Origin of the sequence: Muriicola sp. (assembly GCF_041567615.1) — a bacterium.
GTDB lineage: Bacteria > Bacteroidota > Bacteroidia > Flavobacteriales > Flavobacteriaceae > Muriicola.
In genome coordinates, this window is record NZ_JBFGBM010000067.1 from 1 (window position 1) to 12,588 (window position 12,588).

Annotated in this window: 9 protein-coding genes; all 9 read left to right on the forward strand. The window is 48.5% G+C overall.

Features of this window, described 5'->3' with window-relative positions; genetic code table 11:
* A partial coding sequence (locus ABYP73_RS06285) for a patatin-like phospholipase family protein (protein ID WP_372973777.1) occupies positions 1-1,842 on the forward strand: 1,842 nt, incomplete at its 5' end.
* Positions 1,843-2,048: 206 nt separating this feature from the next.
* The gene (gene hppD / locus ABYP73_RS06290) at positions 2,049-3,191 is read left to right on the forward strand and encodes a 4-hydroxyphenylpyruvate dioxygenase (protein WP_372973778.1); all 1,143 of its coding nucleotides are present in this window, start codon (positions 2,049-2,051) and stop codon (positions 3,189-3,191) included.
* A gap of 308 nt (positions 3,192-3,499) precedes the next feature.
* Positions 3,500-4,279: a DUF3108 domain-containing protein gene (locus ABYP73_RS06295; protein ID WP_372973779.1), complete on the forward strand. Its 780-nt coding sequence runs from the start codon at positions 3,500-3,502 to the stop codon at positions 4,277-4,279.
* Positions 4,280-4,287: 8 nt separating this feature from the next.
* A complete protein-coding gene (locus ABYP73_RS06300; protein WP_372973780.1) occupies positions 4,288-5,253 on the forward strand; it encodes a tryptophan 2,3-dioxygenase family protein in 966 nt (321 codons plus the stop codon).
* Between the two features lie 5 nt (positions 5,254-5,258).
* A complete protein-coding gene (locus tag ABYP73_RS06305) occupies positions 5,259-6,539 on the forward strand; it encodes a peptidoglycan DD-metalloendopeptidase family protein (RefSeq protein WP_372946118.1) in 1,281 nt (426 codons plus the stop codon).
* Position 6,540: 1 nt separating this feature from the next.
* Complete coding sequence (gene pgi, locus ABYP73_RS06310; RefSeq protein ID WP_372973781.1) at positions 6,541-8,178, forward strand: glucose-6-phosphate isomerase; 1,638 nt, start codon at positions 6,541-6,543, stop codon at positions 8,176-8,178.
* Positions 8,179-8,350: 172 nt separating this feature from the next.
* Positions 8,351-11,590, forward strand: a complete 3,240-nt coding sequence (locus ABYP73_RS06315; RefSeq protein WP_372973782.1) for a carboxypeptidase regulatory-like domain-containing protein — start codon at positions 8,351-8,353, stop codon at positions 11,588-11,590.
* A 90-nt stretch (positions 11,591-11,680) separates the two neighbouring features.
* Positions 11,681-12,118 (forward strand): hypothetical protein, encoded by a 438-nt coding sequence (locus ABYP73_RS06320; protein ID WP_372973783.1) that lies wholly within the window; start codon positions 11,681-11,683, stop codon positions 12,116-12,118.
* A 12-nt stretch (positions 12,119-12,130) separates the two neighbouring features.
* A partial coding sequence (locus ABYP73_RS06325; RefSeq protein WP_372973784.1) for a DUF1080 domain-containing protein occupies positions 12,131-12,588 on the forward strand: 458 nt, incomplete at its 3' end.

A 12,588-nucleotide genomic window follows, 5' to 3' on the forward strand; every position in this document is an offset into this window, starting at 1 on the left:
AACGCCCTGGTTCGTATGCTTTATCACGTAAAAGATATCAGGGACTTCAATGATCTCAAGATCCCCTTCTTCTGTATTGCCACGAATGTGGAAACCGGAAAACAGGTCCTGCTCAACAAGGGATACCTCCCGGAGGCTATCCTGGCCAGTGGCACCTTCCCCTCCCTTTTCCAGCCATCAGAGGTGGATGGGGAGGTATTGATAGACGGGGGCGTACTCAACAATTATCCTGTGGAGGAACTGAGGGCGCTGGGAGCGGATGTCGTTATTGGAGTGGATGTGCAGCACGGCCTTAGGGACAGGTCTGATCTCTTATCGGCCACAGAGATCCTCCTGCAGATCAACAATTTCAGGACCATCAAGGATATGGCACGAAAATCGGCCCTGACCGATGTCTATATCAAACCGGATATGGATAATTTTTCCGTCATCGATTTCCAGCGAAAGGACACCATCATCAACACGGGGGAAGAGGTGGCCCGCAGACACCTGCAGGAATTAAAAGAGCTCGCTTCCAGGCAGGGGGCACCTCCTGAAAAACGGCCTGAGATCATCCTACCGGATTCACTGGTCATCAACCGTCTGGTACTAAAAGGGGACACGAATTTCTCCAGGGGTTATATCAAAGGAAAGTTGAGGGTCAACCTCAATGAAAAGGTCAGTTTTACCAGGCTGCAGGAGGGGATCAATAACCTGGTGGCCACCGGCAATTTCAAGACCATCAGATACGAGCTTACCTCCAACGGCCTGGAACAGGATATGGTCATGACCCTTACGGAGAGCCCGGACAAGACCTTTCTCCGTATATCCGCCCATTATGACAACCTTTACAAAAGTGCGGCCCTGATCAACCTCACTGGGAAGAACGTCTTCCTCCGGGACGACGTGGCCTCCCTCGACCTGATTCTGGGAGATAACCTCCGCTACAATTTTCAATACTACGTAGACAAAGGATCCTACTGGAGTTATGGGATCAATTCTAGCTTCTACGAGTTTGATAAGGAAGTCGATTACCGGGTGCTGGAATCTAACTACGAGGTACCGATCAACAGCAATGTCAGCAATATCAATTTAAAGGTAACCGACTTCACCAATCAGATCTACCTGCAAACGGTATTGCAAGAGGAGTTTGCCTTTCAGATCGGGGCAGAGCACAAAGAACTCCGTTACAGCACCACAACCCTGAATGAACAGGGGAACGATTCCATCCCCTCCCCGATCGACGCGGGGAATGTGACCTTTTTTGAGAAGGGAACCTACCTCTCTACCTATGGCAAGCTGATCCTGGACACCTATGATGACAAATATTTTCCATCACGTGGTATTTATTTCAATGGGGATTTTCACCTGTATTTCTGGTCATCCGATTTCAATGATAATTTCAAAAGTTTTTCCGTTGGCAAAGCGACTATTGGGGTAGCATTTCCTCTTTTCCCAAATCTTAGTGTCAATTTTGTGAATGAAGGCGGGTTCAAACTGGGAACCTCCAGGGTCACCTCCTTTGATTTCGTGCTGGGGGGATTTGGCAGTTATCCCCTCAATAACTTTCAGTCTTTTCTGGGCTACGACTTCCTGAGCCTTCCTGGGAACAGCTATGTGAAATCCTTTCTCAAATTAGACTATGAGATCAGTCCGAAGAACCACCTGTTATTCGCTGCCAATTTTGCGAACGTGGAGGACGATATCTTCCGGACAGGGGAATGGTTCACAGCTCCTGATTACACGGGTTATGGAGTGGGATATGGATGGGAATCCTTCTTCGGACCGGTACAATTCCTCTATTCCTGGTCGCCCGAGACCGGTGACGGAGAATTCTTTATTTCCCTGGGATACTGGTTTTGATAAGCCCTTTTTGCCAACCGATTTATTGAACAGTTACTTCCGGCCTGATTTCCCTCTTTTTTACGATCTTTGCAGGGATATAGCGTTCTTATGAATTACAAGCTTGAAGAGATCAAAGCCCACCTGAGGGCCATGTGGTAAAGATCCTGTTTTTACACAGAGATCCGGATAATTATATTTTTTCAAGAATCAATTCAAAATCAAACATGGCTACTTTAGATAATACTTCATTACATCTGCCCAAGGAAAATCCGGCTGCAGAGGATTTCCTCCCCTTGCTGGGCACAGACCACGTTGAACTTTATGTGGGCAATGCCAAGCAAGCGGCCCACTATTACATGTCGGCATGGGGCTTCCAGCCCGTCGCCTATGCCGGACTGGAGACAGGCCTCAAGGACAGGGTCTCCTATGTTTTACAGCAAGACAAGATCAGGCTGGTGCTTACGTCTCCCCTGAAATCAGGAGGGGATATCAACCGGCATATCGACCTCCACGGAGACGGGGTTAAGGCCATTGCCCTCTGGGTAGACGACGCGACCAAAAGCTATCACGAGACCGTTCAAAGGGGTGCGGAATCCTATATGGAGCCCAGGACCCTTAAGGATGAAGAGGGGGAAGTGGTCCTCTCAGGGATTCACACCTATGGGGAGACTGTTCACATCTTTGTGGAAAGGAGCGCATACAAAGGCGCCTTTATGCCGGGGTACAGGCCCTGGAACCCACATTACCGCCCATCGGATGTGGGTTTGAAATACATTGACCATATGGTAGGCAATGTGGGGTGGAATGAGATGAACAAGTGGTGTAAGTTTTATGCCCATGTAATGGGCTTTGCACAACTGGTCTCTTTTGATGACAAGGATATCAGTACGGAATACACGGCCCTGATGAGCAAGGTGATGAGCAATGGAAATGGCCGGATCAAATTCCCCATCAACGAACCTGCCGAAGGCAGAAAGAAATCACAGATCGAGGAGTATATTGAGTTCTATAATGGCGCAGGTGTCCAGCACATGGCTCTGGCCACAGATAACATCATAGAAACCGTGAGTGCGCTAAGGGACAGGGGAGTGGAATTCCTCACAGTTCCAGCTACGTATTACGAGGACGTCCTGGACCGCGTAGGCGAGATCGATGAGAAATTAGAGCCCCTGAGGGATCTCGGCATTCTTATAGACCGGGATGATGAAGGGTATTTATTGCAGATCTTTACCAAGCCCATCCTGGACAGGCCCACCATGTTCATAGAGATCATTCAACGGAAAGGCGCCAAGTCTTTCGGCAAAGGCAATTTTAAGGCCCTTTTCGAAGCGATAGAACGGGAACAGGAGTCCAGGGGGACGTTGTAGGTTGTCCTTACTTTTTTTAGCGAGAGACGTTAGATTTTATAATCTCTTGTTAAGACTCTCGTTAAATAAAGTTAAAACGAAAGGCAGTTTCATTTAGTTATACTACATTTGTAAGCATAAGGGGTGGTTCCCTTATAACTTTAAGTATTGGTTTTTCATAATTTAAAGTTTGGTTGGTTATTTAGGAAAAAGCTCCGACGCCCGTCGGGGCTTTTTTTGTCCTGTACTTTTTTGGAATAAAAGTTGTTTTATTGACGTTATGGAGGTGGCCCAAGGCCTGCTTTTGCTAATTTTGACCAAATTTTACGATGAAGAAGAAGGTACTAATCTGTTTACTCCTGCTCCAGGGTGTCGTGTACGGCCAGAATATACACGAGGCTTTCAAACCCGGGGAGTGGCTCAAGTTCAGGATACATTACGGTTTCCTGAACGCGAGTTATGCTACCCTGCATGTGAAGACAGACAGCGTTCGGGATACACCCGTATATCATGTGGTGGGAAGGGGAAAGACCACGGGCTTTGCCAGCATCTTTTTTAAGGTGGATGATACCTATGAGAGTTATTTCGATATGGAAGACGGCAAACCCTATCGTTTTATTCGCAAGATAGATGAAGGGGGATATACCAAAGATATCGAGATCAACTTCGACTATCAGAAAAAGGAAGCCCTTCTCGACGATAAGAAGAACGATAAAAAGTTTAATTTTGACCTGCAGAACAATATCCAGGACCTGGTATCCGGATTTTACTATCTCAGGAACAATTACCGGCCGGAAGACCTTGAGATCGGTAAATCGATCCAGCTCAATATGCTGTATGACGATGACGGCATCTTCAAGTTCAGGCTAAAGTTCCTGGGAAAGGAGATTCTGAGGACCAAATTCGGAAAAGTGGAATGCCTGATGTTCAGGCCTTATGTTCAGGCGGGGAGGGTATTCAAGGAGCAGGAGAGCCTGACGCTCTGGGTCTCTAATGACCTCAACCTGATCCCCATAAGGATCAAGGCCGATCTGGCTGTAGGGTCGCTAAAAGCCGACCTGGATGGCTACAACGGTCTGAAACACCAGTTCAAGATCATAATGGACTAACCATACCAATGAAGAAAAAGGAGCAGATCGACGCACAGATTGCGAAACTGGCGGAAAAATACAAGGACTCGGGCCAGGACCTCAGTTCTTACCTCGATGGTTTGCTCTATCAGCGTTACCTCACCTACTGGGATTATATCCACCTGGACACCCTTCTCAGCCTGCAGGTACCCCGTACCTACTTCCCGGATGAGGAGATCTTTATCATGTACCACCAGATTACGGAACTGTACTTTAAGCTCATCATTCACGAGGAAAAACAGATCGTCGATGACCAGTCGCAGGAAGTATCGCTTTTTATCGAAAAGCTCAACCGCATCAATAATTATTACAAGGCCCTGATCTCTTCCTTCAGCATCATGATCACGGGCATGGAGCGGGAGCAGTTCTTGCGTTACCGGATGGCGCTCCTCCCTTCAAGCGGATTCCAGTCGGCCCAGTACCGCATGATCGAGATCTATGCCACACCTCTCGAAAACCTGGTACACGAATCAGACCGGGCAGATATTTCAGAGAAGAACAGCATTGAGGAACTCTATGAGAAGATCTACTGGAAGAAAGGGGCCACCGATGTGAAGACCGGAGAAAAAACGCTTACCTTAAAGCAATTCGAATATCGCTATACTCCCCGATTTATAAGGATCGCCAGGGAGGTCGAAGGCAATACCATCTACCATAAATTCCTCAAATTACCGGAGGAAAGCAGGAATAATAAAGCCCTCAAAGATGCGTTAAGAAAGATGGACCTCAATGCCAACGTAAACTGGCCGCTGATGCATATGGGATCGGCCTACCGCTATCTCAGCAGAGGAGACAAAGCGATTGAGGCTACAGGGGGTACCAACTGGAAGGAATATTTGCCGCCCAGCTTTCAAAAAGTGGTGTTTTTTCCGAAATTGCACACCGGAAAAGAATTGGAAAACTGGGGAAAACAATGGGTAGACCACCTTTTTAATCCCGAAAGAATCACATAACGACAATGCGAAAATACTGGGGCCTCTTTTTAGCATGCGTACTGATGTCCTCCTGTGGGGAGGACAAGCAGGCTACTTCTCAAGCCGACCTTACTGACGAAAATTCACGGTCCGTAGCCGTCATGCCCATAGAGAAATACGGATTTGACCTGTCCGACTTTACCGTGGTGGAGGATACCATCAGGAAAGGGGATATCTTCGGTGCGATCATGACCAGGAACAAGGTGGATTACCCGAAGATCTACGAGCTGACCCAAAGGTTCAAGGATACTTTTGACGTGAGGCGGATTAGGGTCGGAAATCCATACACTATCCTGAAGTCCAAAGACACCTCAGAGGTAGCACAGCTGTTCATTTACGAGAATGATCCCGTGAATTACACCGTAGTGGATTTCAGGGATACCGTGCTGGCATACAAGGGCAGAAAGAAAGTAAAGCTGGTAGAAAGGGAGGCCGCCGGTATCATACCCAGGGGAGGCTCCCTCTCCGATGTGATCGTGCAGCAGAATATCGATTACCTCATGGTGAACGAGCTGTCCGGGATCTACGCCTGGACCATCGATTTCTTCAAGCTCGACGCGGGCGATAAGTTCAGGATCATCTACGATGAGAAATACATAAACGACAGTATCTACGCCGGGGCCGGACCCATAAAGGCAGCATTTTTCGAACACAAGGGGGAACCTTTTTACGCTTTTTCCTATCACAATGACTCCCTGGATATCAAAGAGTATTACGATCAGGAAGCCAACAACCTGAGGCGTACTTTCCTCAGGGCTCCTTTAAAATTCGGCAGGCTTTCATCCCGGTATAACCTGAAGCGAAGGATACGGTATTACGGCTACAAGGTCAGGCCCCACAAAGGCACGGACTATGCGGCACCCATTGGAACCCCTATCCTGGCTACGGCAGACGGGGTGGTCACGGAATCCACCCGCCGGGGCGGCAATGGAAAGTATGTCAAAATACGCCACAACGGCACCTACAGCACACAGTACCTGCACATGAAGGCCCAGAATGTAAGGCAGGGGCAGTATGTCCGCCAGGGCGATGTGATCGGCTGGATCGGGATGACCGGCAACACCGGAGGCCCACATGTCTGTTACCGCTTCTGGAAGAACGGCCGACAGGTAGATCCCCTGAGGGAGGAATTGCCGGCCGCAGAACCCCTTGCTGAAGTGCTCAGGCCGGCCTATTACGACTATATGGAGCCTGTGAAGACTCAACTCGATTGTATAGAATTCCCCGGTGAACCCACTGATGAACTCCTAACACTTAATCCTTAAGATGTCCTTAGCGAAGATCGATCCAACCACTACCAAAGCCTGGCAAGCATTAACTGAACACTACGGGAAAACAAAAGAGGCTCACCTAAAGGACCTTTTCGCAAAAGATCCCGGTCGGGCGAAGCGATACTCCATCGGGTGGAATGACTTTTTCCTGGACTATTCCAAGAACAGGGTGGATGATACCACCATGGATCTCCTGCTTTCCCTGGCGGAAGAGATAAAACTCAAGGATGGTCTGGCGCAATATTTTTCAGGGGCTGCCATCAATGAGACCGAAGGAAGAGCGGTATTGCACACAGCACTGAGGGCCGGGAGAAATGAAGAGATTTACGTGGAGGGCGAAAATGTGATCCCCGAAGTCTATGAGGTCCGGGATCATATCCGCAAGTTCTCCGAAGCGGTAATTTCCGGAAAGATGAAGGGGTATACCGGCAAGGCCTTTACCGACGTGGTCAATATCGGGATTGGTGGCTCCGACCTGGGTCCGGTCATGGTATGTGAAGCTCTTAAATACTACAAGAACCATCTCAATACACATTTTGTCAGCAATATAGACGGGGACCACGTACAGGAGGTCCTGAAGGAAGTAGACCCAGAGACCACATTATTCATCGTGGTCTCCAAGACCTTCACTACGCAGGAAACCCTGACCAATGCGCTCACCATCAAGGAATGGTTCCTGCAGCATGCGGCTTCTGAGGATATCGCCAAACATTTCGCGGCCGTTTCAACCAATACCGAGAAGATCAGGGAATTCGGGATAGCTCCTGAAAATGTATTCCCTATGTGGGACTGGGTAGGGGGCCGATTTTCTCTTTGGAGTGCTGTGGGCCTGTCCATCGCACTGGCAGTGGGCCCCGACCATTTCGAAGGACTGCTCGAAGGGGCAAGGGACATGGATACCCATTTCAGAACCGCTCCGTTTAGTGACAATATCCCTGTCATCCTGGCTCTGTTGAGCATCTGGTATAACAATTTTTACGGGGCAGAGACCGAGGCTATCATCCCCTATACGCAGTACCTGAGCAGGTTCTCTGCCTATTTCCAGCAGGGGATCATGGAGAGCAACGGCAAAAGTACCGCCCGCGATGGGTCCAGGGTGGCCTACCAGACCGGGACCATCATCTGGGGAGAGCCGGGGACCAACGCCCAGCATGCTTTCTTTCAACTGATACACCAGGGGACCAAACTGATCCCCGCTGATTTTATAGGGTACAAAAGATCGTTATACGGAAATGTGGACCATCATCAGAAGCTGATGGCCAACTTTTTTGCCCAGACCGAAGCCCTTATGAACGGCAAAACAGCCGCTGAGGTCAGGACGGAGCTCGAGTCGAAAGGCCTTTCCGGAGCGGAGGTGGAAAAACTCCTCCCCTTCAAACTTTTCGAAGGCAACAAACCCACGAATACCCTCCTCATCGACAAGCTCACACCCAGGAGCCTGGGTGCCCTCATCGCTCTGTACGAACACAAGATCTTCGTGCAGGGAGTGGTATGGAACATCTTCAGCTATGACCAGTGGGGAGTGGAATTGGGGAAACAACTCGCCTCCCAGACCCTGAAGGACATCACCGCTTCAGAAATATCCAAACACGACTCTTCCACATCGCAATTACTGCAATATTTTAAGAAATAAACGAGCGGGTTCGCAATTCTCGGAACAGGCTTATTTCTTTGGTTAGTTGGCAAGGTTTTTTGCCAATTATATGTTAAATTTGTTCGCCTTAACTTAACGCTGTCTTAATGTGATTTTGCCTGTTTTACGGCATCTTTGCAGATAGCATAAATACTAATTAACACGAGAACTTATGAAGAAACTTTACGTTGCCTTTGCCGCCTTTTTGATCACGGCAATGGCTTTTTCACAAGGGGTTACTACTTCTGCGATCAGCGGAAAGGTAGTCGATGACGCTGGCGAGCCTCTGGGTGGTGCCAGTGTCGTGGCAGTCCATCTTCCCACCGGGAGTACCTACGGAGCTGCCACTGATTTTGATGGCTTTTACCGAATCTCCAACATGAGATCCGGTGGGCCCTACAAGATCACATTTTCCTACATCGGATTTACTGACGATGTGAAAGATGGGATCACTTTAACACTGGGTAGGACTTCTACATTCAATGTTTCGCTTTCGGAATCTGCAACTGCTCTTGAGGAAGTTGTCCTTTCTGCTACGGCCACTGGGGTTTTTGGTGCCAATAAAACGGGAACTGAAACTACCATTACCCAGAGAGAGGTTCAAACCATTCCTGCGGCATCCCGATCCATAGCCGATTTTGTGAGGCTGACTCCCCAGGCACAGGTAACGGAAGGAAACGACGGTTTTACCATATCACTGGCAGGACAAAATAATAGATACAACGCTATTTATATAGACGGCGCTGTAAATAATGATGTATTTGGTCTTGCAGGATCCGGTACAAATGGAGGTCAGACAGGGGTTAATCCACTTTCTGTGGATGCGATCGAGACCTTCCAGATCAACATTGCTCCTTTTGATGTGCGACAGTCTGGATTCTCAGGAGGTTCCATCAACGCGATCTCACGTTCTGGTTCCAACAACTGGGAAGGATCGGCATACTCTTTTGTAAGAAATGAAAGTCTGGCCGGTAAAACGCCTCCAAGTTTAGTAGGTGATGGTGAAGAACGTGAAAAGCTTGCTGATTTCTCTGCTCTTACTTACGGAGCTCGAATCGGAGGACCACTCGTAAAAGACAAGGTATTCTTCTTTCTCAACTATGAAAGACAGGAAGATGAAACTCCTCAACCTTTTAATTTCAGCAATTACACCGGACGATCCAGTCTTGCCGATCTCCAGGGGCTTAGCAGCTTTTTGCAGAGCAATTATGGGTACAACCCCGGTATTTTTGACAATAATACCAGAACTTTAGAAAGTGATCGTATTACCGCTAAGGTAGATTGGAACATCAACCAGGATCACAAACTTTCCCTGCGTTACGGATATACATCTGCCGATAACCTGGAAGCACGAAATTCCGGTAACAGAAATATCGGATTTATCAATGGTTCAGAATCCTTTGTTTCCAAAACCAATTCTCTCGCTCTTGAACTGAGTTCACGTTTTGGCAACAAATTTTCCAATAATTTCATACTGGGTTATACCACAGTAAGGGATGACAGGGATCCTGCGGGAGATCCATTCCCAACGGTAGACATCCAGGATGGCGGTGGGACGATCTCTTTCGGAGCCGAGCCATTCTCTACTGCAAACCTCCTGGATCAGGACGTGCTCACCCTTACAAACAACTTTGAGATTTACGCAGGACGCCATACAGTGACCCTGGGAACCAACCTTGAATTCGCGAAGATTAAAAACTTATTCTTCGCATTCAATTATGGAGACTATACTTTCGAAGACCAGTTTGACGGATCTGGTAACCTGGTGTCATCAGGTCTTAACCAGTTCCTTACAGGGCAGGATGCAGACGTGTATCAGCACGGGTACTCCCTGGTGGGTACCGGAGTTACAGGCGATGAGTCTGCAGGTGCTTCGGAATTCGACACCTTCCAGGCCGGATTCTATGTTCAGGATGAGGTGCAGATGTCTGATGACTTCAGGGTGACCCTTGGAGCCCGAATTGATGTACCCTACTGGAGTGACGGAGCGGTGAACGACGATTTCAACGAGCGGACGATTCCTCTTTTGGAAGCCGCAGGAAAAAATCTTCAGGGAGCCCGCGTAGGGCAGGGAATCGATCCAACCCCTATGTTCGCTCCCCGTCTCGGGTTTAACTGGGATGTAAACGGTGAATCAACCACCCAGATCCGAGGAGGTTTAGGAATTTTCACTTCTCGTCTTCCCTTAGTATGGCCTGGAGGTACTTACAACAACAATGGTATTACCGGGGGGTTCATGTTCGAATTCGGTCAGCCTTTCGAGCCTAACGTGAACAACCAGTTCGAAGATCCTGCTCCTGGCTCAGGCGGTACCGGGGGAAATGTGGACCTCATTTCTAAGGACTTTAAATTACCTCAGGTAATCAAATACAATATTGCCGTGGATCAGAAACTTCCATTCTGGAACCTGATTGCCTCCGCAGATTTCTTGTATACCGATGTGATTACGGACATCTACTACGAGAACCTGAATTTAAGAGGACCTGTTGGAACTTATGAAGGAGCAGATAACCGCCCCTTCTATGACAGGAGGGATGAGATTGACGATACATATGGGCGTGTTATACTCGCATCTAACACTGGAGGCGGATATGCTCATAATACGACTTTCTCACTGCGTAAACCATACGAAAACGGGTTTGCCGGACAGATTGCCTGGACCTTTGGAGATTCTTACAAGATCTTTGACGGTACCTCCTCACAAAACAGTTCCCAGTGGAGGAACATCCAGACCGTGAACGGAAAGAACTCAAGGTTGCCCGTAACCCGTTCTGACTTTGCTCTCGGTAACAGGATAACTGCAAATATGTCCTACGAATTGAAATGGAGTGACAATGTGAAAACCACCTTCGGCCTGTTCTACGAAGGATATCAGAGTCAGCCTTATAGCTTTACATACAGGGAAGGACGCGACCTGCTGAACGACGATTCCAGGGACAATGCGCTGATGTATATCCCAGCCAGTGCTGACGAAATTGTTCTGGTTGGAGATGACCCGGCTGCAGAATGGCAACGTCTGAATACGTTCATCGAGAGTGTTGATTACCTGAGGGAGAACCGGGGTAAATATGCTGAGCGTAATGGATCCCGGGGAATCTGGAGTCATGTTGTGGACTTGAAAATACTTCAGGATTTCAGCATGGACTGGGGAGGTAAAAATCACACCTTCCAGATTTCTTTAGATATGTTCAATTTCACGAACTTCCTGAATGAGGAGTGGGGTCAGCGAAGGTTTATCCGAAGCGAGGTCTCGCCACTTACGACGGTTTCAACCGGATCTACACCTGCATTCGAAATCAACGATGGAATAGTGAATGCGGATGGATCTGCCAATATGGTTGAGATAGATGATTTTGGCTTGGCATCTTCCAGGTGGCAGGCACAAATCGGACTAAGGTATATCTTCAATTAGTGTGATATCAAACTATAGCTTAAAACCCCGCTTTATGCGGGGTTTTTTAATGGGTAAAAATCCTTACTTTTAAATTTCAAAAATACATCTATGGAACTCTTACAAAACGTACACTCCTACCTGGCCTACGTGGTCCTGCTGATCCTTTTCCTGGCGGTGGCCAATGCCATCACTGGCATGATGGGCAACCGAATGTTCACCCTGGAGAAGGACTACCGCCTCAGTCTTTTTACCCTGATCCTGAGTCATATCCAGCTGGTACTGGGATTGCTGGTCTATATCTTTTCGGCCAGTGGGCTTAACGCCCTGATGAATGTGCCTATGGGCAATATGAACGCGGCGGCCCGGCTCCTGGCCCTGGAACACCCACTGATCAATATCATCGCTATTGTGCTCATCACCATAGGTTGGTCCCGCCATAAGAAATTCATGGAAGGAAAGAAAAAATTCAAAAGCATCGCCATTTTCTATGGCCTCGGCCTGGTCCTGATCCTGAGCCGGATCCCATGGAACCAGTGGTTTAACTAAAATACACCTGGAATGAAAAAATTATATGTCTTACTGGTCTTTTTCATTATAACGGGCGTAACTGCCCAGGAAAAGGAACTTTTTAACGGCAATGACCTCGACGGCTGGACGATCTACGGCACCGAAAAATGGTATGTGGAAGACGGCCTCCTGGTCTCCGAAAGCGGCCCCGACGCCCAGTATGGCTACCTGGCCACCAATGACCATTACAAGGACTTTGAGCTCAGCCTGGAATTCCTGCAGGAGGCCGACGGCAACAGCGGGGTCTTTGTGCGGTCGACCGTAGACGGCACCAAGGTAAGCGGCTGGCAGGTAGAAGTGGCCCCCAGGGGAAAACACACGGGAGGGGTATATGAATCCTACGGTCGCGGCTGGCTGGTGAAACCCGAGGCAGAAAAGGAGCTGGTCCTCAAAGAAGGACAGTGGAATACACTCAAGATCCGCCTCATGGGAGATCAGCTGACCTCCTG